Annotated in this window: 20 protein-coding genes; 11 read left to right on the top strand and 9 right to left on the bottom strand. The window is 58.6% G+C overall.

From position 1 onward, the window contains the following. The 5 genes from QMX97_RS16780 to QMX97_RS16760 form a co-directional block, all read right to left on the bottom strand. Complete coding sequence (locus QMX97_RS16780) at window positions 1-630, bottom strand: response regulator transcription factor (protein ID WP_065905571.1); 630 nt, start codon at window positions 628-630, stop codon at window positions 1-3. Between the two features lie 302 nt (window positions 631-932). Continuing rightward, entirely contained in the window at window positions 933-1,649 is a 717-nt protein-coding gene (locus QMX97_RS16775; RefSeq protein ID WP_065905570.1) for an MgtC/SapB family protein, read from the bottom strand. A 73-nt stretch (window positions 1,650-1,722) separates the two neighbouring features. Next, window positions 1,723-1,962: a hypothetical protein gene (locus QMX97_RS16770; RefSeq protein ID WP_213552336.1), complete on the bottom strand. Its 240-nt coding sequence runs from the start codon at window positions 1,960-1,962 to the stop codon at window positions 1,723-1,725. Window positions 1,963-2,449: 487 nt separating this feature from the next. Continuing rightward, window positions 2,450-2,887, bottom strand: a complete 438-nt coding sequence (locus QMX97_RS16765) for a T6SS immunity protein Tdi1 domain-containing protein (protein ID WP_106804480.1) — start codon at window positions 2,885-2,887, stop codon at window positions 2,450-2,452. A gap of 24 nt (window positions 2,888-2,911) precedes the next feature. Then, complete coding sequence (locus QMX97_RS16760) at window positions 2,912-3,256, bottom strand: FKBP-type peptidyl-prolyl cis-trans isomerase (protein WP_282397287.1); 345 nt, start codon at window positions 3,254-3,256, stop codon at window positions 2,912-2,914. 205 nt (window positions 3,257-3,461) lie between these two features. Here QMX97_RS16760 and QMX97_RS16755 point away from each other — a divergent pair, with 205 nt between their 5' ends. From QMX97_RS16755 to QMX97_RS16745, 3 genes are all read left to right on the top strand, one after another. Continuing rightward, the gene (locus QMX97_RS16755) at window positions 3,462-5,411 is read left to right on the top strand and encodes an FAD-dependent oxidoreductase (RefSeq protein ID WP_282397286.1); all 1,950 of its coding nucleotides are present in this window, start codon (window positions 3,462-3,464) and stop codon (window positions 5,409-5,411) included. 119 nt (window positions 5,412-5,530) lie between these two features. Continuing rightward, window positions 5,531-6,418, top strand: coding sequence for a nitrilase family protein (locus QMX97_RS16750; protein ID WP_262134722.1), 888 nt, complete (start codon window positions 5,531-5,533; stop codon window positions 6,416-6,418). 14 nt (window positions 6,419-6,432) lie between these two features. Continuing rightward, the gene (locus tag QMX97_RS16745; protein WP_282397285.1) at window positions 6,433-7,602 is read left to right on the top strand and encodes a hypothetical protein; all 1,170 of its coding nucleotides are present in this window, start codon (window positions 6,433-6,435) and stop codon (window positions 7,600-7,602) included. Window positions 7,603-7,652: 50 nt separating this feature from the next. Here QMX97_RS16745 and QMX97_RS16740 read toward each other — a convergent pair whose 3' ends face one another. Beyond that, a complete protein-coding gene (locus tag QMX97_RS16740) occupies window positions 7,653-8,621 on the bottom strand; it encodes a hypothetical protein (RefSeq protein ID WP_065905566.1) in 969 nt (322 codons plus the stop codon). 174 nt (window positions 8,622-8,795) lie between these two features. On the opposite strand from QMX97_RS16740, the gene QMX97_RS16735 reads away from it, so the two are divergent. Continuing rightward, on the top strand, window positions 8,796-10,292 hold the full coding sequence (locus QMX97_RS16735; protein ID WP_106804483.1) for a helix-turn-helix transcriptional regulator: 1,497 nt from the start codon (window positions 8,796-8,798) through the stop codon (window positions 10,290-10,292). A gap of 131 nt (window positions 10,293-10,423) precedes the next feature. Beyond that, window positions 10,424-10,696 carry a DUF1652 domain-containing protein gene (locus tag QMX97_RS16730; RefSeq protein ID WP_065905564.1) on the top strand — a complete coding sequence of 91 codons (273 nt, stop codon included), beginning with the start codon at window positions 10,424-10,426 and terminating at the stop codon, window positions 10,694-10,696. Here QMX97_RS16730 and QMX97_RS16725 read toward each other — a convergent pair. Next, window positions 10,659-11,852, bottom strand: coding sequence for an MFS transporter (locus tag QMX97_RS16725; protein WP_065905563.1), 1,194 nt, complete (start codon window positions 11,850-11,852; stop codon window positions 10,659-10,661). The genes QMX97_RS16730 and QMX97_RS16725 overlap by 38 nt on opposite strands. A gap of 77 nt (window positions 11,853-11,929) precedes the next feature. Next, a complete protein-coding gene (locus tag QMX97_RS16720; protein ID WP_065905562.1) occupies window positions 11,930-12,238 on the bottom strand; it encodes an RcnB family protein in 309 nt (102 codons plus the stop codon). A gap of 132 nt (window positions 12,239-12,370) precedes the next feature. Here QMX97_RS16720 and QMX97_RS16715 point away from each other — a divergent pair, with 132 nt between their 5' ends. From QMX97_RS16715 to QMX97_RS16695, 5 genes are read left to right on the top strand one after another with little or no spacing between them, the layout of a single operon-like run. Further along, window positions 12,371-12,976, top strand: coding sequence for a LemA family protein (locus tag QMX97_RS16715; protein WP_120448100.1), 606 nt, complete (start codon window positions 12,371-12,373; stop codon window positions 12,974-12,976). Between the two features lie 20 nt (window positions 12,977-12,996). Continuing rightward, a complete protein-coding gene (locus QMX97_RS16710) occupies window positions 12,997-14,814 on the top strand; it encodes a M48 family metalloprotease (protein ID WP_282397284.1) in 1,818 nt (605 codons plus the stop codon). Between the two features lie 44 nt (window positions 14,815-14,858). After that, on the top strand, window positions 14,859-15,416 hold the full coding sequence (locus QMX97_RS16705) for an XRE family transcriptional regulator (protein ID WP_065905559.1): 558 nt from the start codon (window positions 14,859-14,861) through the stop codon (window positions 15,414-15,416). Window positions 15,417-15,427: 11 nt separating this feature from the next. Further along, window positions 15,428-16,774 (top strand): glutamine synthetase family protein, encoded by a 1,347-nt coding sequence (locus QMX97_RS16700; protein ID WP_065905558.1) that lies wholly within the window; start codon window positions 15,428-15,430, stop codon window positions 16,772-16,774. A 15-nt stretch (window positions 16,775-16,789) separates the two neighbouring features. Then, window positions 16,790-17,887 (top strand): DNA alkylation repair protein, encoded by a 1,098-nt coding sequence (locus QMX97_RS16695; protein ID WP_282397283.1) that lies wholly within the window; start codon window positions 16,790-16,792, stop codon window positions 17,885-17,887. An 855-nt stretch (window positions 17,888-18,742) separates the two neighbouring features. Here the strand turns inward: QMX97_RS16695 and QMX97_RS16690 are convergent. Beyond that, window positions 18,743-19,636 carry a LysR family transcriptional regulator gene (locus QMX97_RS16690; RefSeq protein WP_065905556.1) on the bottom strand — a complete coding sequence of 298 codons (894 nt, stop codon included), beginning with the start codon at window positions 19,634-19,636 and terminating at the stop codon, window positions 18,743-18,745. Between the two features lie 196 nt (window positions 19,637-19,832). Here QMX97_RS16690 and QMX97_RS16685 point away from each other — a divergent pair, with 196 nt between their 5' ends. Beyond that, window positions 19,833-21,479, top strand: coding sequence for a GMC family oxidoreductase N-terminal domain-containing protein (locus QMX97_RS16685; protein WP_120448094.1), 1,647 nt, complete (start codon window positions 19,833-19,835; stop codon window positions 21,477-21,479). The last annotated feature ends 81 nt before the right edge of the window (window positions 21,480-21,560 follow it).

Raw genomic sequence — 21,560 nt, 5'->3', positions numbered from 1 at the left:
TCAGATCAGGTGATTGCGCTGCGCGAACTTGGACAGATGCACCACCGAGGACATACGTAGTTTCTCCTTGAGCCGCGTCTTGTAGGTACTGATGGTTTTGTGACTCAACAGCATGTCCTCGGCAATCTCCTTGTTACCCAGGCCCAGGGCCAGTTTTTGCAATACCGTCAGCTCGCGATCGGACAGCGCCTCCACCAACTCCTGCTCGGTGGATTGCAGGTCGTCGCGACGCACCGAACTGGTAGGCAGGCTCGGAAAGCAACTGTAGCCGGACCTGATTGCCCTGATGGCCTTCTGCAGCTCGTCGAGTTCGCCGGTCTTGGCGACAAACCCCATGGCACCGGCACGCATGCAACGGGTAGAAAAGAACACGGCCAGGTACGAAGTCAGTACCAGTATCTTGCAAGGCAGGTCCAAGGCTTTAATCCGACTGATCACCTCCAACCCACCGAGCTTGGGCATTGCCAGGTCGAGAATGACAAGGTCCGGACGCTCCTCACGGGCAACCTGCATGGCATCCGCGCCGTTACCTGCTTCGAAGATGGTGTCGAAGCCCTCCTGCTTCAGCAGGTGCTTGACGGTGGCGCGTATAAACGGGTGATCATCCACAATTAAAGCTTTGTTGCTCATAAGACTCCCCTGGGAGGATCAGTACGCTTACATATCACGTGAGTCCTATCTACCTGTGAAAAGTAACAGTTCCGACAAACGGTGCTGAGTACTCTGCGTGACACTTCAGGCAGTACGGGCCTCTCCTTTTGAAAAACACGATGAAAACGTAAAGCTGCGCCTGGGTTCCTAAATAGGCGCAAGCGCGCAACCTTAACAATGGCGTGTGGTTTCAAATGAAGGGATAGTCTCGAATGCTTGTAGGACTTTTCCTCTCAGTAGCATAGTCCGTGTTGAACAAGGCAAAGCCTGACGTCCGCGTACTACTCCGTGGTGCTTGGGCTCCAGAAGGCCTGCACCACCAGGGTCGACAGAGAAATGCGTGCCACCAGGGCATCCAGCTCGTCACCGTCCACCGAGGTCACCGCCAGGGTGGCTTCGATTTCGACTTCGTCAGTGCCGAAAGGCCGCACATCGACATCACTGGCCGGGTAGTTGCAACGCGCCAATTCGGCTTCCAGCAGTGCGAGCACGGCTTTCTGCTGGGTACGCCGGGCAATGACATAGAGGATATTGGTGACCTCCGCCGACACCACATCCAGCGGCTGGCGGTTGATGTTGTTGACGATCGGCCGCAGCAAGGTATTGGCCGCCAGCACAAACAGCGTGCCGAGCAGCGCTTCGAGGATCAGGTCGGCGCCGGCACAGGCCCCCACCGCCGCCGATGCCCAGAGCGTGGCGGCGGTGTTGAGCCCGCGCACATTGCCTTCTTCGCGCATGATCACGCCCGCGCCGAGAAAACCGATCCCCGAGACCACGTACGCCACCACCCGCACCGCGCCTTCTGCGCCGCCCAGGCGGTTGGCCATGTCGACGAAAATCGCCGCGCCCACCGCCACCAGCACGTTGGTGCGCAGGCCCGCCGTGCGCTGGCGGTACTGACGCTCGAAACCGATCAGGCCGCCGAGGATGAACGCGGCGGTGAGGCTGACCAAAGTGTCGATCAGCGAATTGAGGTTGATGTTGTTGATTGCTTGCATAAAAAATCTCCTTGAACGCCAGCGCCTGCAGGAGCCGGCTTGCCAGCGATAGCACCGTTACTGCCAGCCAAATTTACGGGTGTAGAAGCCTTTCACCGCCTGGGTCAGCGCCATATACGCCAGCAGGATCAGCCGTACGAACACGAAGTACAGCGACGGCAGCCACCAGGGTCGGCGGCAGGGTCTGCGCCACTTCGCGGCTGTCGCTGGTGTCGGTCACGGTTTCAAGCATCGCCAGGCGACGGAAATGCCGGGCGATGTGCCGATTCCGCAGGAAACCGGCAAACAACGCTTTGAGCAGAATGAGGCTCATGGTGTAACTCCTACGCGAGGAAACCTGCAGGCAGGTACGACCGGCTGCACCCTGCCCGGTTTACAGGCACGGTCAGCTCGGCCCGCCTGCCGCAAAAAAGGCAGGCGCGTCCGTAGCATCCCGAGGTCAGTCAGGTGCTGGTCAGCGTCGATGAGAGGGATCGGACAGGCGCCAGGACTGGCTGCTGTCGGGATGCCGCTTCTCGCTTTGTTGGCGAGACAACGGCATCAGGAAAATGCGCGTTACCTTGCCAAGTATGTGCCGGTTACCGAAACCGGCCGACTACTGTCACTCGAACAAGTACCCACTGAGGGTCTCCGCTATTGATGAAAACGCGCGAAGCTTACGCCCCGTTTACGCGGGAGTAAACCGTAGGAAAGTTTCCTTAAGGTGAAGAAGAGGATTCTTCAGGGAGGGTTCAGCAAGCCGCCGAGGGGCCATTCAGCCACACCCTGGACGTCGATGGAACGCTGCCTTTTTTCAATGACTAGTCGACAAGCCTGAGCTTCACCTGGGCACCGTCGGGCAAATCCTTTATCTCCCGTGCCAGATCACCGCAGAACCGAAGCTGCTCAACATGATCCAGGCATCGCACATTGTCGATGACGTACTCGCCGCCCAATACCGGCGAAATAACCCAATGATAAACCTGGCCAGGCGCCAACGGCCCCAGGGCCTCCTCGGCCTGCTCCACCATGGGTTGCAGATACCAGTCGCGCAAAAATGCCTGATCCCTGGAAACCTCGTCCAGCACGGCACGCGTCTGCGCAATGACCTCGCAATAAAGCGCTTCAGGGCACAGCCGCCAATAGCGTCCCTGCGTATCCTTGATCATCACATTGCCAAAGGCGGTCGTCCCGACGACCTCGACGGGATCAATGCCGACCCACCCCCAGCTGTCGCGAATAGCTTGAATCAACGGCATGCAGCCTCCCGGTTCACAAACACTTCAATCATCGCGCGTCAGCACTTCCAACAACTCAATCTCGAAGCAAAGATTGCTGTTGGGTTTGATATGCGCGCCCATCGACCGCTCGCCATACGCCAGGTGCGCCGGGACAAACAGCCTGCGCACGCCGCCGACCTGCATGCCCATCAGGCCCTGGTCCCAGCCCCTGATCACGCGGCCGGTGCCGATCACACACTGGAACGGCTTGCCCCGCTCCCAGGACGAATCGAACACCGTGCCGTCTTCCAGGGTGCCGGTGTATTGAGTGGTGATCAGCGCCCCCTTGACCACGGCTTTGCCGGTGCCTGGGCGGATGTCGGTGACCTGGAGTTCGTCGTTGCTCATGGCGGGGCTCGTTGAAGGCGTGAGGGGTGGGGTTTTCCCAGAATTGGCGGGGATTTGCAAGTTTAGCCAAGCCGAATAAGCACCTCTCTCCCCCTACAAAAGAACACGATGTTCCCTAACCCAAAATCACCTGTCTCTTATTTTTAACCGCCGTCCCTGCATCCAATCTAGGTAGAGAGAATCAACTAGCGCATGGAATATCAGAATGACCATTGGCTCCAGCTTCAATTTCCCAGCAGATGTTAATCAACAGTCAGAGAGAAAAAAACGCGCGACAAATAATAAATGGAGAGCCACATTCCCTAACCCACCCGACTTATGCTTTGACTATCGCACCTTGGTAGAGCAAGAAAACGGCATCGCCAACGCGACCAACACAGAGCACAAGATTTGCATCATCGGGGCGGGCATAACAGGCTTGACCACTGCACGCGAACTGCACAGATGTGGCTTCAAGAATATTACATTAATCGAAAAATCCAAGCGTATTGGCGGCCGACACCTCACTGCCCTCGGGGGACGCAATACCCGTACTGTGGGTCGCCCCCCTTTTGAGATGGGCGCAATGAGAATGCCTTTCTTCAATACATCAAACACCCCTCCCAAAGAGGGCCGCTCACTCATGGCCTATTACGCTAAAGAGTTTGAGTTGGTCCATTCGGACTTTCCGAACCCTGGCAGCCCGGCGGTCCGTGCAACGGGAGTCTACCTGCGTGAAGGCAGCATGGAGAGTGGCGACGAACCCACCATGCTTATCTGGAAAAATGCAGACGGAAAAACGCCACCCCCCGGTGAAATGTTAGGCCGCGTCTTTGCTAAGTGGAAGAAGTTTGCCGAACGCATGACCGTGCACATTTCCGAGCATTATGGCGCGGAGCACTGGGAATCAATGTGGGCTGCTATCGTAAAAAAATACCAAGGCACCTCATTTCGTGATCTGGTGAAAATGCCAACCATCGATAGCTGGCGCCAGAGTGATCCTGGCAATTTTGGCGGAATGGGCATGACCGCGCAGGAGTCTGCCATCTTCTATTCGATTGGTATTGGTGACGGAAGCTGGGGAGCCTTCTACGACGTCTGCTCAATCTACCCAATACGCACAGCAATATTTGGTTTCAGTAGTCATCTTCAGTTAATTCACGGCCGGGTAGATTCAAAGGGTGCGGCCATCGCCTCACCTTATTTAAATGCTGCAACGGTGACTGACTCAAGAGGACTTCGCTTCAACAAACCAAACTATATGGGTCTTGGCTCGCTGGCTGAGTCGCTCCTATTTATAAAAGCGAGTGAGCCCACCGAGTCACTGTATGAGCATTTAATAAAAACCCCATCAGGATTACTGACCAACAGTTCAGTGACAAAAATAAAGGCCCTTAAAAATGAGAAAATAAGGGTTTACTACGATTGGAATGCTGCTCAGCCAAAGGCAATGAGGAAAGAATTTATTGACGTTGACTCCGTGGTGATGACACTCCCTTCGTGGCTGATAGAGACACAAATATCTGTCGAAGACTTCACTCAGGACATGCTGCCCTTCGAAACAATCGAAGCCTATAAAACAGCGCATTGGGAAACCAGCTGCAAAGTGTATGCCCCGCTCAAAAAATCCTTTATTTCACGTAACAAAACCATACCTCAAGCCATCGTGACCGACAGCTTCATACACGACATGTACACCTACCGCTACAACGAAAACAGCACCTACGACTGCATACTTTTAAGCTACACATGGGAGGACGACGCAACGAAGCTATCACTCTTCAGCGACACAGAGCTCGTGGACAAATGCATAGAAGAACTGGATAGAATCTTATTGAAGTCAACCAATATCAAAGCGCGCATCTCTCCCTATATAGCACGCGAACATGCAGTTGTTCAGCGCTGGATGAACGACAAACACTCCCTCGGCTGTGCAAAGCTCTATCGCCCTGGTACCTATTACGAGGCCGTCAGCCTGATGAAATACAACAGGGACTTTTCTCACACGTCCGGACTTTATCTTTGCGGGGAGTCTTTTTCTGTGGATTCTGGCTGGACAGAGCCGTGCTTCAGAGGTGCCATTGATACGGTGATCAATATTTGCAGCAAAACTCAAGCACACTTCAACGGCGGTTTTACCCTGCGAGACTACCCCGAGTACGAGTTAGAAAGTTAAATTCGCACGAGAGAAATCTACTACAACGCCATAGGAATCATCTGACTATCCTTTAAACATATTGTCGCCTCTTATAAACACCCGACCAAAACCGGTCGCATAAAAATAAGAGGTCACTCATGAGTGAGCCAACAAGTTTCGCCCGCGTCGCAGTTATTCAATTCGATCCGCAGGTAGGCGTCTCCAATCGCAGCGACAACCTGCGTCAAAGCCTTCTACTGGCGACTGAAGCCGCAAACGGTGGCGCCAATCTGATCGTGTTGCCGGAGCTTTCAAACTGTGGATATTTCTTCAGTAGTCGCCAGGATGCGTTCGATCATGCTGAAGAGGTGCCGAACGGACCCAGCGTGCGCGAATGGATGGATTTTGCCTGCAAGCACCAGGTGTATCTGGTGGCGGGTCTGAGCGAAATCGACGGCATGCGACTATTCAATACTGCCGTATTACTAGGCCCCAACGGATTCATCGGCAAGTATCGCAAAGCTCACTTATGGAATTTGGAAAAGCTCTGGTTTACCCCGGGCAATAGTGGATTTCCGGTATTTGAGACCCCCATCGGTCGCATTGGCCTGCTGATCTGCTGGGATATTTGGTTCCCGGAAGTGCCGCGTATTCTCAGCCAGCAAGGTGCCGATATCATCTGCAGCTTGAACAATTGGGTGTGGACGCCGCCGCCGCTGTTCGATGAGGCAGGCAAGTGCATGGCATCCTACCTGACGATGACAGCAGCCCATGTGAACAACGTGTTCATCGCTGCCGCCAGCCGAATTGGTGAGGAACGGGATGCACGCTACCTCGGGTGTTCCCTCATTGCAGGAACAAACGGCTGGCCGATTGGAGCAGTGGCTTCGGCCAATCGCCAGGAAATTCTTTTTGCCGATATTGATATTACCAGTGCCCGCAGCGCGCCAATCTGGAACGACCTCAATGATCTGCAACGAGACCGCAGACATGATCTGTATGACCAGATGCTCGGGTACTCCCTCCATCCTGCCCTGCCTCGTTGAGAGGAGGGCAAACTATGGAAACTTCATTTACCAAGAAAACGTCGACCTTCTCACCCGTGGATATCACCGTGGCTGTGCTGGGATTTGTCGCGATCTTGCTGGTGCTATGGGTGGTATTCAGCCATCAGGGTGCCTGGCCGGGCTACAGTGATTTGGTCATGTCCCTGCCCAACCCCATCGCATGGTTGCGGTGGATACTGGGAGATATCAGTGAGGTAGCTTTTTACAAGCATGAACTCGCATCCCTGGGCCTATTAAGCGGCGCTTATCTGGCATGGTGGGCGAGCAAGCACGGTAAGGCCTGGCAAGGCTTTTCCATTTGCTATGGCACCGGATTGTGGCCTTGGTTGGTGACCAGTTCATTGATCGGTCTCTTGCTGAGCAACCTGCTTTGGGGCTGGAGCGTAACTGCCGAAACTTGGCAACCTACGTTTGCGGCTTTTGTTTCCTTGCCCGCAGCGATGGTGCTCATATTTGGCGGCGGTTGGAAGGTCACCCTCAACGGTGCAGTGCTGGGGGCGCTGTTGGTTACGCCGATGTGCTTGCTGATCGTCAATCTGGTGTGCATACCGCTGGGGTTGCCGGCCGTTATCGGCAATGTACTGGGCATGGCTGCGGGAAGTGTGGTCGCATTTGCACTGTGTCGTAGGGTGCCCTCACTGGTGCGCTCAGACTATGCCGCTCCGCAGAGACCTGTACCTGCGATACCGCCTAATTACGGAGTGATCTGGGGTTTGCGCCGAATATTGGCAGACTTTTCCGAAGCCCCTTTTTTCGGAAATGAACTTGCCAGTCTCGGGTTATTGGCGGGGGTATTGCTCGCTTATAGTCTCAACCCCATGAGCCCGGCTTATGGCTCCGGATTGCTCTTGTACATTATTGGGGCTCAGGCGCTGACATCGGCTATCGGGGTAGTGATCTGGCGACATCAATGGATAAAGCGAGGCTGGTACCCCACCTATGTTCCATTGGTATCAGTGGTACCTGCAGCCGTACTGAGCCATGGAGGCAGTTGGATGGTGATTGGATCAAGTGCTCTGCTGGGTGCACTCGTCGCCCCGCCGCTGGCGTGTTTCATTGCCGCGAGAATGCCCAGTCATTTTCACCCTTACATTGGCAATGTGCTTTCAATGGCGATGAGCACGCTGATGATTGTGCCAGTCGTCGGTTGGCTCGCAGCATGAAAAGTGTGGTTAGGGGATGCCCCCTAACCACAACCTAACTTAAACGCCCGTCAGGCCAACGGCACCCGACGCGTCGTCAGCGCCACACGCCCCACAAAGAAACTCAACGCCGCACCCAGCAGCAACATCGCCAAGGTGCTCCAGGCTGCGCGGGACAGTTGCTTGGCCGCGACTTCGCCTGCTTCACGGGCTTTCTGCTCGGCCTGTTGCTTGAGCTCATCGACCTTCTGCATGGCTTGCTGGTAGGCCTGGGCATAGTTGTCGACGATCTGCGTGGCTTCCTCTTTGCTCTTGCCGGTACGGGCGGCAACGATGTTGACCAGCGCGTCTTTATCGGCCGCGTTCAGCGCAGGCTCACCGGAGGCTTTGACGCGGTCGAACCACTGCTTGAGCGCATCACCGGCCAGGGCTGGATTGGTCGCGGCAGCCGTCGCCGATTGCTTGCCATCCGCTGCGGCCTGATCGGTTTTCTGCTCGACATTGGCCGGGTCCAATTCAGGCTTGCCGCTTTGCTTGAGCAGGGTATCGAGCTGAGCTTGCAGGCTGTTCCAGTCCAGGTGGATGCCCTGCTCGTCCAGTTGCTGCTTGACGCTGTCACTGATGCCCGGCGCCGCGGCGGCGATGCCACTACCGGCTGCCGACAGGCCTTTGCCCACCACATTGCCGGCGGTACCGACCACGCTCGCGGCCAGGCCTGCCAGCAGCCAGGTGGTGAATAACGTGGTCAGGGTCCAGGTCAGCACGCCATGCAGGCCGCCGCGATCCGGTGCCGTACGCCCGGCCACGAAGGCACCCACGGCGATGGCGATCAACGTCGAGACAAATAGCCAGATGCCGGCGCCCGTGCCGAAACCGCTCAACGGGTTGCCCGCTTGCATCGGATTGACGGCGCTGGCGCCAATGGCGGTGCCGAGGACACTGAGCACCAGGTAGGTCACCAGGGCAATTGCACTACCCGCGAGTACAGAACTCCAGGACACGCGAAACGGCGAACGGTTGGTTTCATAGACAGTGGTCATGATTGATCCTTTTGCAGTAATTGACCGTCTCAGTCTGGCCAGCCACGTGCCCGCTCGTCCCCGCGCAAATGCACCAGGCCATCTGGTGCATTCGCACCCCGGTGCAGGCAATTGCTCTGCACTATCCTGAAGCCTGGGTGTCGTACTTTCATGCGTCCAAAACCCGGAGAAACCATGACCCAGGATGTCCTTGCCAAAGAAACCAACCGTCGCCAACTGCAGCAGATCATCTCCGGGCTGTCCGACGGGATAATCCTCGCCGAGGTCGACCAGACCATCCTCTGGGCCAACGATGCCGCCCTGGCCATGCATGGGGTGGATGAGGTCGCGGCATTGGGCGCCGATACCCGCGAATACGCCGAACGCTTCAGCCTGCGCTATCGCAATAACCATCCCCTGCCGCTGGAAAACTACCCCCTCGCCCGTGCGGCGGCGGGTGATGAATTCAGCGATGTGGTGGTGGAAGTCACCCCCACCGCCGACGAACACAAGACCTGGGTCCACCGCCTGCGCAGCCTGGTGATCAGCGATTCCCACGGCGAGCCCGAGTTGCTGGTACTGATCCTCAGCGACGCCACCGAGTGGGCCAGCGCCGAGCAGCGCTTCGAGAAAACCTTCAACGCCAACCCGGCGCCTGCGGTGATCTGCCGCCTGAGCGACCTGCGCTATATCAAGGTGAACCAGGGTTTCCTGGAGATGACCGGCTACAACCGCGACCAGGTCATCGGCCGTTCGGTGTATGAGCTGGACGTTCTGGAGCAGGCCGATCGCAAGGACCTGGCCATCCAGCGCCTGGGCGAAGGCGCGACCATCCCGCAGATGCAAGCCGAGCTGAAGCTGCCCGAAGGTGGCAGCAAACTGGTGATCGTCGCCGGCCAGCCGCTGGACATGAACGAGGAGGAATGCATGCTGTTTTCCTTCACCGACCTGGAGCCACGCCGCAAGGCCGAGATTGCGCTGCGCCAGAGTGAAGAGCGCTTCGCCAAGTCGTTCCGCCTGACGCCTGTGCCGACCCTGGTGTGCAGCGCCGCCAACCGGCAGGTGGTGGACATCAACGAAGCCTTCATGACGATTACCGGGTACACCAGTGAGGAGCTGATCGGCAAGGCTATCGAAGAGATCCACTTCATCGACAGCGCCCCGGCGGCCGCCCAGGTGTTCGCCACCCTGGAGAAAGCCGGCAACCTCGATGGCCAGGACCTCAAGGTGCGCAAGAAAGGCAACGAAGTGATCGACTGCGTGCTTTCCGCCGACACCGTGGTCATCCAGGACGTGCCGTGCTACCTGCTGGTGATGATGAACATCACCGAGCGCAAGCGCTCGGAGCTGGAGCTGGTGGCTGCCATCGAGGAAGTGATGCAGGACGCTTCGTGGTTCAGCCAGACCCTGATCGAGAAACTGGCCAACGCCAAGAGCGTCAACAGCCCCAACCTGCCCAATGTGGCCTTCACCGACCTGACCGCGCGTGAGCGCGATGTGCTGGGCCTGATCTGCGAAGGCCTGGCCGACAAGGAAATCGCCTCGCGGCTGAAACTGGCACCCAATACGGTGCGTAACCATGTGGCCACGGTGTACTCAAAACTGGGGGTGCACAGCCGCAGTGCGGCGATTGTCTGGGCCCGTGAACGCGGGCTGTTTGCCGGTGAATTAAGGGTTAAAAGCAAGCGCTGAACATACAAATGCACTAGTCCAGCTAGTATGAATTCGCCTTATCGGATGGCGTATCGATCCCTAACCTTCAAGGGGTGAGCACAGGGCTTTGAACCTGTGCCGTCGTGAAACGACACCTTGAAGGAACCCTCATGTTTACGCTCTCTCAACTGCGAAATTGCATCGAAGAAGGCCTGGCGCCGCTGACATGCGAGTTCACCCTGTGCCGGGACGCCTCATTGACCCTCAAGGTCTATGACGCCGAGACCGGCCGGGTGGACCTGGTGGTGACGGGGATCAGCACCAACCGGCTGCAGACCCCGCAAGAAGTGGAAAAAATGGTGGAAGAACTGCGCTACGAACTGCAAAGCAACAACATGGGCAAGCTCACGCTGGATGACTTGCCTTCAACGACGAACCAATGAAGTAGAACACCCCACCCGCGACGATGAACGCCCCGAGCATGTAGAACATGTAGTGGGCCGGCAGGCTGGCCAGCACCAGCCCGCACAACACCGGCCCCAATGCTGCCCCCAGGTTGGACAGGTTCTGCGCCCCGTAGTACATGCCCCGCAGGTGGTCCGGGGCAATCCGGTCGATAAACATATACTCGGCCGGGAACACGATAATTTCCCCCACGGTGAACACCGCCATCGCCAGCACCCACCACAACACGCTGGTGGACAGCGCGAACCCGATCAACCCCAGCATGAACATGCCCAGGCCGAAGATCAGCCATTGGCTGAGGTAACGGTGCGAGATGCGCCGGCCAATCACGTACTGCAAGGCAATCACCAGCACCGCGTTGGTGGTCAGCACCGCACTGATCACGGTGTAGGTGTATTCCGCGCTGGTGGTGGTCACCAGGTATTGCGACAGGTAGGCCGTGAACTGGCCGAACACCACGGCGCTGAGCAGGCCGCCGAGGGTGAAGCACACCAATCGATGGTCACGCAGCAACACACGGCCGACGGCCAGGAACGACACCGGCTTCTGCGCGACCTCGGCGGTGGCCAGGGTGCGATCGCCCCAGCGCCAGTACAGCAGGAAAAACCCCAACCCCAGCAACGCCGAAAGGATGAACGGCAGGCTGATATCCAGCTTGGCCACCATCGCGCCAAAGAACGGCCCCACGGCGTAACCGATGTTGGTCAGCGTGTACTTGATTGAAAACACTTCGCTGCGCGCCTCTTCGGGCAAGAGGCTGGCAAAGCCCGCCTTGACCGCAATGTCGATCACCGCATAAGCCAGGTTGATCAGGATCAGGCAGCTGTAGAACGCCCAGATATTCTGCGCGAGTACCGTGCCGATAAAACCCAGCACAAACACCACGCTCAAGCCGAGCAGCAGCCGATAGCTGTTGATGCGGTCGACCAGGAAGCCGCCGTACACGCTGAGCAGCGAACCGACGATCAGCGAGCTGCCGATCACCAGGCCGACCTGACTGATGTCGAGGGCAAAGTGGCTGGTGAGGTAAATGACCAGGTAGGGGAAGGTGATGGCCTTGGCCAACGTCAGCATCAACGTGGCGGACAGCAACAGGTTCACGGTGCGAGGGTAGTTTCTTATTGTGGCAAGCATCCTGCTCTCTTTCGGTCAAAGGTAACGCGACGTTTTATGGCCGGTTACCTTAACGCGGAGGAAGCAAAAAAGCCGGGCTATTTTTTGACTGGGGTGATCTCGAGGATGGTGCCGTTGGTGGTTTTCAGCAGCACGAACTTGTCGCCGACCCGCGCCCATTGGCTGTCGGCTTCAGGTTGCTTGAGGCCGCGCTTTTTCCAGTCGCTGACCGCCGACTCCTTGCGCATCAGGATGTCCGGGGCACGGTCGCCCTCTTTGAGATCGCGGGCGTTGATGTTGGAAGGCTGCACGGTTTCCTGGGGGGTATCACCCGCCTGTGCGACAAAACTGGCGGTGGACAGGCTGGCAGCGACCAGCAGGCAGGCGGCGAGGGTTTTGGACTTCATAGGTGCTCCTTCAATGAATGACGCGTACCCAGGTTCGGACCACGGGCGCACGGAATCATTCATGCAAGAAAAGCCTGACCGGTATTTATCAGCTAAGATCGCCGGCTTTCTTGTAGCGATAAGGACATCACAATGATCCTCACTGTTTTCCTGGTCATTTTCATCTGCGTCTCGAGTGTGATTACGCTCTATTTGATCAGCCTCTACAACCAACTGGTGAGTTTGCGCAACCGTTTCAAAAATGCGTTCAGCCAGATAGAAGTACAACTCAAGCGGCGCCATGACTTGATTCCCAACCTGGTCGAGACCGCCAAGACTTATATGAGCCATGAGCGCGACACGCTGATGGCCGTCACCGAGGCGCGCAATGCTTCCGCAGCCTGCCTCAATGTCGCAGCGGCAGAACCTGGCAGCGCGCAGTCAATAGTGCACTTGGGCCAGACCGAGGGCCGACTCAACAGGGCCATGGATAAACTGAACATCTCGCTAGAAGCGTATCCGGACCTGCGTGCATCGGAAACCATGATGCAGTTGAACTACGAAATGACCAATACCGAAAACCGTATCGCCTTCGCCCGTCAGTTCTTCAATGACTCAGTGATGAACTACAACACCTTCCGGCAGAAATTCCCCACGGTGCTGATGGCGGAAGCGTTTGGCCATGGGGCAGACGCCACCTTGCTGGAGTTTGCCGACAGCGAGCAGATTCAAAATACTCCGGTCGTCTCCTTTATCTGATAGCCGCCACGGATGGCCGTATGAATTTTTTCGAAAACCAGGACCGCGCCAGGCGCGGCGCCAGGTATGGCATGCTGCTGATGGCCGCCATTGTGCTAAGCCCGGCGGTGTTTTGGACGTATTCAGTGCCATCGCTCGGTAAGGTCTACTGGTATGACCCCCTGTTTTTTTGCTTGGTGATAATTTTCGTCATGGCGGCAGCCTGTTGGTACCAGAGCCACAGGTTCTGTGATAGCAGCGACTCCATTTCCATGGATTTTGGCGGGCACCTTATCAGCCTGCAGCCAGAAGAAGGTGATCGCTGGGTGCTGGATATTGTCGAGGAAATGGCCATTGCCTCCGGCAGCCAGGTACCCATGGTTTACGTGCTTCTAGATCAAGAAGGCATCAATGCCTTTTCCCCCGGGTTCACACCGCAGGATTCAGCCATTGCGGTGACCTACGGCGCGACGGTTTTGCTTAACCGTGAAGAAATGCAAGCGCTGGTTGCCCATTTGTTCTGCCAGATTCATAACAACGACATGCGCATGGATATACGCATGGTGGGGCTGGATACGGGCGCATTGGTCTTGGCTTTCCTGATGGCGCTATCAACCGCCGGTAGTTTTTTACTGTTCGGATTCGGCTGGTGTGCACTCGTTCTTTTCGCCACATCCCGTATTGCTCGCCAGCGCAAATACCTGGCCGACGCCACTGCAGCACAGCTCACTCGCAACCCCCAGAGCGTGGCGAGTGTGCTGAAGAAAATTGAAGGATATGAATACGGGTCACTGCTCAGAGGCGAAGAGACATCTCTTTTCCTTTCGACGTTCTTTGCAGCCCCCTTCGAAACGTTCAGAGATCATTTTGCCTCGCCCCATCCTTCACTTGAAAAACGCATCAAACGCCTCGATCCGGGCTGGGACGGCGAGTACCCGTATGTCCCATCGCTGGCCTCGCTGGTAGGCAGCGATGAGGCTACCGCCGAGAATCGTCGCCGGTGGCAGGAGCTCGGGGCAATCTCTACGGCTGTCCGTCGAAAGGGCGAGGAAACCACCGCAGCGCACCTGTACCAAACCCAGGTAAGCCTGAGCAAGATTCCTGCAGAGGTGAGAGCAGCTGCACGCCACACCAGCGGTGCACAGGCGTTGATCTACCGGTTGCTGCTCTGCGCGAATGAGGACGCTCGAGCGCAGCAACTGAACTTTTTGCAAGGGGTTCCCGACCCGGAAGTCGTTCAGTTCTTGCAGGGTTTGAGCGAACCCATGAACGGCCTGGATGGCTACCTGCGCTTGCCACTGTTCGACTTGTGCATTCCCGCACTCAAGCATCTCGAAACCGACTCGTTCCAGCAGTTTACTCACAATATTTCGCTACTGATCCGAACCGATTACCGAACCTATCTGATGGGTCTGGCCCTGCTTCATATCCTCAATACCCAGGTTCTAGGTGCACCGAAAACCAAAGGCCGCTATCTGCTGCGCCAGTTGGAAAGGGATGTCACGCTATTGCTCAAGGTACTCGCGATCATCGGCCATAGAGGCGGTGCGCAGGCGCAGCTGGCTTATTCCCGGGCCTGTGAGGTATTGCCCTTCCATGTGCCCCCAACGAATAGGGTTGATGGCAGCGAAGAACTGGACGCGGTAGAGATTGCCTTGAAAAGGCTGCCCGAACTCAAGCAACAGGATAAGGACATCCTGATGGACGCAATCGCTGTCTGTATTGAGCACGACGGTCGTATAACCCATGAAGAAATAGAGCTGATGCGAGCGATTGCCAACATTCTGGACTGCCCGATGCCGGCAAGGTTTCAGACGCCATCACTCAAAGACACTTGCGCGACGCCATTGCCTCCATGAAATTAATCCTGTAATTTTTCATGAAATTATTTGATATAAATTTCATGAACCAACAAGAAGAACTCGACGCCCTGGCGATCCTGATTCACGACCTGCGCAAACACAAGAAGCTCACCCTCGCCCAATTGGCGCAGAAGATCGAGCGTTCCGTAGGTTTCCTGTCCCAAGTGGAACGCGGCTTGTCGCGGCCTACCGTGGCCGACCTGACCGCGATCAGCCACGCCCTCGACGTGCCCACCACATATTTCTACAGCCTGTCCAAACCCAAGGCCGTGAGCTGGGTGACCCGCCCCAATGAGCGGCGCACGGTGTATTACGCCAACGGCATCACCGACATCCTCGTCTCGCCGAGCATGAATGGCGCGTTCTCGATGCTCGACAGCCTGTTGGCCCCTGGCGCCAACAGCGGCGAGCAAACCATGAGCGACCGTGCCGAACAGGCCGGTTTTGTACTTGAAGGCGAGTTGACCTTGTGGGTCGAGGGTGAGGCTGACTCGGTCACCCTCGGCCCTGGTGACAGCTTCCACCTGGCCAGCTTTGCCCATTGCCGCTACGCCAACCTGACCGATCTGCCCGCCCGCGTGCTGTGGGTCTACAACTAGGAGCAACACCCGTGAAAAGCCAATCTTCCACGTTGCTGGCCGAAGTACGGACCTTTCGCCAGAACCACCCCGACGTGCGGTATGTGGACCTGATCGCCCTGGATATCCCAGGGCATTTCTACGGTAAGCGCTACCCAATAGAGATGCTCGAAAAGGTCGCCGCCGGCAGCCCCCTGAAGCTGCCACAGAACGCCGTGCTGCTGGGGACTCAAGGCGGGCTGTTCAAGATTGGTGACTATTGCTTCCATGACGGCGATCCGGACGCCAATCGCCGCCTGGTGCCGGGCACGCTCAAGCCGGTGAGTTGGGAATCGCAGCCGTTGGGCCAGATGCTGATCACCTCCGACGGCACCGACGCCCCGATCGAATTCGAGCCCCGCGAAGTCCTGGCCAAGGTGCTGGAACGCCTGCAGCACAAAGGCATTCACCCAGTGGTGGCGTTCGAACTGGAGTTTTACCTGTTCGACAAAAAACTCGACAACGGCCTGCCGCAATTCGCCCGCGACCCGCTGAGCGAGGATGCCGACGACCAGCCCAACCTGCATATCGACCGGCTCTCGCGCTTCAGTGAAGTGCTCGACGATATGGCGCAGACCGCCAAGGACCAGGGTATCGACATCACGGTGATCACGGCCGAGATCGGTCCCGGCCAGTTCGAGATCAATTTCGGCCACCTCGACGATGGCCTGCGCGCCGCCGACTGGGCCGCCCTGTTCTGCCGCAGCACCCGAGGGGTGGCGTTGAAGCATGGCCATCGCGCCAGCTTCATGGCCAAGCCTTACCTGCAATACCCCGGCAGCGGCATGCATGTGCATGTGAGCCTGTATGACGGCGCCGGCAATAACCTGCTGGCGGCCCATCAGCAGCAACCGCTGCGCCATGCGGTCGCCGGCTGCCTGGAACTGCTGCCGCACTGCATGCCGATCTTCTCGCCCAACCACAACGCCTTCCGCCGCCTGGGTGGCACGGTCAACGCGGCGACCCGCGCCAGCTGGGGCTTTGAGGACCGCGATGCGTGCGTGCGCATTCCCGAATCCGACCCGCGCAACCTGCGCATCGAGCACCGCCTGGCCAGCGCCGACGCCAATCCGTACCTGGTGCTGGCGGCCATCCTGGCCGGGCTGGAACATGGCCTTGAGGCCAAGCGCGAACCCATCGCGCCGTTGAACGAGGACCGCAACAGCGGCACCGACTTCCCCCTGGAAATGCTCGACGCCGTGCGCGCCATGCAGCATCAACCGGTCGTGCGCGATAAGCTGGGCGCCGAATTTGTCGACGTATACTGCGAAAACAAACGCCAGGATCACCTGGCCTTCCAACAAGAGATCAATGCGCGCGAATACCGCTGGTTTCTCTGACCCCATGGATAACCGATGACCGACCAAAGCGCCCCGGCCCTGAAGGAAATTTTCAACGTCGAACGCCTGCAGCACATCGCCCGCGAGATGAGCGCGGTGTACCCAGCGTTCGACGCCAAGGGTTTTCTCAAGCACGCCAAGGCCGGGCTGGCGCAGTTGTCGGTGATGCAGCGCATGGCGCGGGTCAGCGAGAGCCTGCACGCGGTGATCCCGCTGGAGTATGCGCAGACCCTCAAGCTGCTCTACGCGCTGGCCCCGCGGCTGAACAGCGCATTTGTCAGCCTGTTCCTGCCGCATTACGTGGCGAGTTACGGCCAGGCTGACTTCAAGCGTTCCATGGCCGCGCTCAAATACTTCACCTCGTTTGGCTCGGCGGAATTCGCGATCCGCCACTTTCTGCTGAATGATTTCGCGCGCACGCTGGCGGTGATGCAAGCCTGGTCGCTGGACGACAACGAACACGTGCGCCGCCTCGCCAGCGAAGGCTCGCGCCCGCGCCTGCCCTGGTCGTTTCGCCTGGCCGAGGTGCAGGCCAACCCCGAGCTGTGCGCGTCGATCCTCAATAATCTCAAGGCCGACAGCAGCCTGTATGTGCGCAAATCCGTCGCCAACCATCTCAACGACATCACCAAGGACCACCCGGACTGGGTACTCGACCTGATCGAGGGCTGGAACCTCGACAATCCCCACACCGCCTGGATCGCCCGCCACGCGCTGCGCAGCCTGATCAAGCAAGGCAACACCCGCGCGCTGACCATCATGGGCGCCGGCGCCAAGGCCGACGTGAAGATTCAGCACCTGAGCGTCACGCCGGCAGTGATCACGCTGGGCGAACGCATCACCCTGTCATTCAGCCTGGAATCTACCGCCACCACCGCGCAGAAACTGGTGGTGGACTACGCCATCGACTACGTCAAAAGCGCCGGGCACAGCGCGGCCAAAGTCTTCAAGCTCAAGGCATTCACGCTGGGCGCGGGTGAACAGCAACGTATCAGCCGCGAGCAACACATCCGCGAATTGACCACCCGCAAGCACTATCCGGGCAAGCATACCGTGCACGTGATGGTGAATGGTGAACGCCTGGGCAGTGCTGACTTCGTATTGCGCGACTGACGCAGGTTGCGCAACACCCCAGGTCCACTGGGGGATTGGAGTAGGCCTAGGCACCCGGGTGTACGCAGGTCAAATGTGGGAGCTGGCATGCCTGCGAAGGCGGTAGATCAGGCACCGAATGCATCAACTGACAGCCCGCCTTCGCGAGCAAGCCCGCTCCTACAGGGGGATCCGGGTATGCCTCGGGCTCCCGGGTGTAAGCAGATCAAATGTGGGAACTGGCTTGCCTGCGAAAGCGGTGGGTCAGCCGCCGAATGCGTTCACTGACGGATCGCCTTCGCGGGCAAGCCCGCTCCCACAGGGGATCCGGGTATGCCTCGGGCTCCCGGGTGTACGCAGATCAAATGTGGGAGCTGGCTTGCCTGCGAAAGCGGTAGATCAGGCACCGAATGCATCAACTGACAGCCCGCCATCGCGAGCAAGCCCGCTCCCACAGGAGGATCCGGGTATGCCTCGGGGCCTCGGGTGTAAGCAGATCAAATGTGGGAGCTGGCTTGCCTGCGAAAGCGGTAGATCAGGCACCGAATGCATCAACTGACAGGCCGCCATCGCGGGCAAGCCCGCTCCCACAGGGGGATCCGGGTATGGCTTGGCCTCCCGGGTGTACGCAGATCAAATGTGGGAGCTGGCTTGCCTGCGAAAGCGGTGGGTCAGGCATGCACGGCATCAACTGACAGCCCGCCTTCGCGAGCAAGCCCGCTCCTACAGGGGGATCCGGGTATGCCTCGGGCTCCCGGGTGTAAGCAGATCAAATGTGGGAGCTGGCTTGCCTGCGAAGGCGGTAGATCAGGCACCCACTGCGTCAACTGACACTCCGCCATCGCGAGCAAGCCCGCCGTTTTCGAGCCGGTTTCTTCAGGCAGATTCGCCAAGCAACAACCCCTGCTCCCGCGCGCACAACTCCACCACGTAATCCCACAACACCCGCAGTCGCACCGATTTGTGCAGTTCACGCCGCGAACTGATCCAGTAGCTGCGCTGGATGCTCTCTGCCGGCAGCAACGGCACCAGGTCCGGGTCGCCAGAGGCCATGAAGCACGGCAGCACGGCAATCCCCAAGCCTGACCGTGCAGCCTGGTGTTGGGCGATGACGCTGGTGCTGTGGAACACCACCTTGGGGTTACGACAGAAGCTGCTGAGGAATTTCAGTTCCTGGCTGAACAACAGATCGTCGACGTAATCGATCCATGAATGGGCGGCGAGGTCTTCGCGCTTTTCGATCGGCGGATTGCGCGCAAGGTAGGCGCGGCTGGCGTAGAGCGCGAGGCGATAGTCGGTGAGTTTGCGCGTGACCAGTTGATCGACGCTGGGGCGTTCGAGGTGGATGCTGATTTCCGCTTCGCGGTTAAGGATGCTGACGAAACGCGGCACCGCAAGCAGTTCCACCTCCAACCCGGGATAGCGTTCGAACAGCCCGCCCATGCGACCGGCGAGGAACATTACGCCCAAGCCCTCGGCCACGCCGAGACGGATCTTGCCCAAGGGCGCGGCGGAATGGGTGAGTTCGTCTTCGGCCAGCAGCGCCACGTTTTCCATGGCCTCGGCATGCTTGAGCAAGGCTTCGCCGGCCGGAGTCAATTCATAGCCCTGGGCGTGCTGCACGAACAGCGCGGTGCCGAGGCTCTTTTCGATCGCCTCGATATGCCGGGCCACCGTGGCATGCGTCGTCTTCAAGCGTTGCGCGGCGGTGAGCAGGCGGCCGCTGCGCTGCAGTTCGAGAAAATACCGCAGGTCATTCCAGTCGAACATTCAGCCTCCCTCCCTTGGGCATAACTCACTACACGACCGCGAAGACTGGCCCCGTGCCTGTGGCGAGCAAGCTTGCCCGCTCGCCACAGCGGTCGCACTGTTTAAAAACGCACAGCAGCTGGGTAAAAACTAACATTTTTAAGACGAAAACTAACAACTAGGATGGAACCAATAAGAAAAACAAGCGAGACCTCAGATGTCCATTGCAACTGCTGAATACGATTACGTGGTAGTAGGCGCCGGCCCCGCAGGCTGCCTGCTGGCCAATCGACTCTCCGCCAATCCGGCCCACCGCGTGCTGCTGCTCGAAGCCGGTGGCCGCGACAACTATCCATGGATCCATATTCCCGTCGGCTACCTGTTCTGCATCGGCAACCCGCGCACCGACTGGTGCTTCAAGACCGAGGCCCAGGAAGGCCTGCAAGGCCGTGCGTTGAGTTATCCACGCGGCAAGGTGCTCGGCGGTTGCTCGTCGATCAACGGCATGATCTACATGCGTGGCCAGGCCCAGGACTACGACGGTTGGGCAGCAGCGGGCAATGCAGGCTGGGGTTGGAAAGACGTGCTGCCGCTGTTCAAGCAGAGCGAAAACCATTTTGCCGGCAGCTCGGAGTTCCACAGCGATGGCGGCGAATGGCGAGTCGAGCAACAGCGCCTGCACTGGCCGATTCTGGATGCCTTTCGGGATGCGGCGGCGCAAAGCGGCATCGCCTCCATCAGCGACTTCAACCAGGGCGATAACGAAGGCTGCGGCTACTTCCAGGTCAACCAGAAGGCCGGCGTCCGCTGGAATGCGGCCAAGGCGTTTCTCAAGCCCATCCGTCAACGCCCCAATCTCACCGTGCTGACCGACGTGGAAGTCGACCGCGTACTCCTGGAAAACGGCCGCGCCTCCCAAGTCGTCGGGCGTCAACACGGCCAGCAGTCGAGCTGGAGGGCGCGCAAGGAAATCGTGCTGTGCGCCGGCTCCGTGGGCTCGCCGGGCATCCTGCAACGCTCGGGCATCGGCCCCTCCAACGTCCTCAAGCCGCTGGGCATCGAGGTGCTGCACGAGCTGCCGGGCGTCGGTGGCAACCTGCAGGACCACCTGCAACTGCGGCTGATCTACAAGCTGGAAAAAGCCCGAACCCTCAACCAGATCGCCGGCAGCGTGTGGGGCAAGATGGGCATGGGCCTGCGCTACCTGTACGACCGCAGCGGCCCGCTGTCGATGGCGCCGAGCCAGTTGGGTGCGTTTGCCCGCTCGGGCCCGGAACAGACTTCGGCCAACCTTGAATACCATGTGCAGCCGCTGTCGCTGGAGCGTTTTGGCGAACCGCTGCACGCGTTCCCCGCCTTTACTGCGTCAGTCTGCGACCTGCGCCCGCAGAGCCGTGGCCGCATTGATATCCGCTCGGCCAACCCGGCGGATGCGCCGCTGATCCGGCCCAACTACCTCAGCCATCCGGAAGATCTGCGCGTGGCCGCAGATGCCATTCGCCTGACCCGGCGCATCGTCGCCGCGCCGGCCTTGAGCCAATTCAAGCCGGTTGAATACCTGCCCGGTGATTCGCTGCAGACCGAAGAGGAGCTGCACGAGGCCGCCGCGCGAATCGGGACTACAATCTTCCATCCAGTGGGCACCTGCCGCATGGGCACTGACCAGGACGCCGTGGTCGACGCACAACTGCGCGTGCATGGCGTACCGGGCCTGCGCATTGCCGACGCCTCGATCATGCCGCGCATTACCTCCGGCAATACCTGTTCACCGACGCTGATGATCGCGGAGAAAGCCGCGCAGCTAATCCTTTCGCCGAACACAAGGAACCTTGCCCCCGAGAGAGAAATGACCGCACCCGCATGACCAGCAGGCGTCCGGCGTGGCGATAGCGCATCCAGGACTTGCACCTGGCTTTACGCCATCGCCCGGCCGAACACCGGCAGG

Source organism: Pseudomonas sp. PS01298, assembly GCF_029959745.1.
In the GTDB taxonomy this organism is placed as follows: Bacteria; Pseudomonadota; Gammaproteobacteria; order Pseudomonadales; family Pseudomonadaceae; genus Aquipseudomonas; species Aquipseudomonas aylmerensis.
This window is presented reverse-complemented; position numbering and strand designations above follow the sequence as displayed.

Bases quoted from the DNA above. Each gene is read 5' to 3' on its own strand.
- QMX97_RS16750 (WP_262134722.1), top strand. From the start codon at position 5,531: ATGAGTGAGCCAACAAGTTTCGCCCGCGTCGCAGTTATTCAATTCGAT.
- QMX97_RS16760 (WP_282397287.1), bottom strand. From the start codon at position 3,256: ATGAGCAACGACGAACTCCAGGTCACCGACATCCGCCCAGGCACCGGC.
- QMX97_RS16715 (WP_120448100.1), top strand. From the start codon at position 12,371: ATGATCCTCACTGTTTTCCTGGTCATTTTCATCTGCGTCTCGAGTGTG.
- QMX97_RS16685 (WP_120448094.1), top strand. From the start codon at position 19,833: ATGTCCATTGCAACTGCTGAATACGATTACGTGGTAGTAGGCGCCGGC.
- QMX97_RS16775 (WP_065905570.1), bottom strand. From the start codon at position 1,649: ATGCAAGCAATCAACAACATCAACCTCAATTCGCTGATCGACACTTTG.
- QMX97_RS16695 (WP_282397283.1), top strand. From the start codon at position 16,790: ATGACCGACCAAAGCGCCCCGGCCCTGAAGGAAATTTTCAACGTCGAA.
- QMX97_RS16730 (WP_065905564.1), top strand. From the start codon at position 10,424: ATGTTTACGCTCTCTCAACTGCGAAATTGCATCGAAGAAGGCCTGGCG.
- QMX97_RS16755 (WP_282397286.1), top strand. From the start codon at position 3,462: ATGACCATTGGCTCCAGCTTCAATTTCCCAGCAGATGTTAATCAACAG.
- QMX97_RS16725 (WP_065905563.1), bottom strand. From the start codon at position 11,852: ATGCTTGCCACAATAAGAAACTACCCTCGCACCGTGAACCTGTTGCTG.
- QMX97_RS16710 (WP_282397284.1), top strand. From the start codon at position 12,997: ATGAATTTTTTCGAAAACCAGGACCGCGCCAGGCGCGGCGCCAGGTAT.
- QMX97_RS16690 (WP_065905556.1), bottom strand. From the start codon at position 19,636: ATGTTCGACTGGAATGACCTGCGGTATTTTCTCGAACTGCAGCGCAGC.
- QMX97_RS16720 (WP_065905562.1), bottom strand. From the start codon at position 12,238: ATGAAGTCCAAAACCCTCGCCGCCTGCCTGCTGGTCGCTGCCAGCCTG.
- QMX97_RS16765 (WP_106804480.1), bottom strand. From the start codon at position 2,887: ATGCCGTTGATTCAAGCTATTCGCGACAGCTGGGGGTGGGTCGGCATT.
- QMX97_RS16705 (WP_065905559.1), top strand. From the start codon at position 14,859: ATGAACCAACAAGAAGAACTCGACGCCCTGGCGATCCTGATTCACGAC.
- QMX97_RS16735 (WP_106804483.1), top strand. From the start codon at position 8,796: ATGACCCAGGATGTCCTTGCCAAAGAAACCAACCGTCGCCAACTGCAG.
- QMX97_RS16745 (WP_282397285.1), top strand. From the start codon at position 6,433: ATGGAAACTTCATTTACCAAGAAAACGTCGACCTTCTCACCCGTGGAT.
- QMX97_RS16740 (WP_065905566.1), bottom strand. From the start codon at position 8,621: ATGACCACTGTCTATGAAACCAACCGTTCGCCGTTTCGCGTGTCCTGG.
- QMX97_RS16770 (WP_213552336.1), bottom strand. From the start codon at position 1,962: ATGAGCCTCATTCTGCTCAAAGCGTTGTTTGCCGGTTTCCTGCGGAAT.
- QMX97_RS16780 (WP_065905571.1), bottom strand. From the start codon at position 630: ATGAGCAACAAAGCTTTAATTGTGGATGATCACCCGTTTATACGCGCC.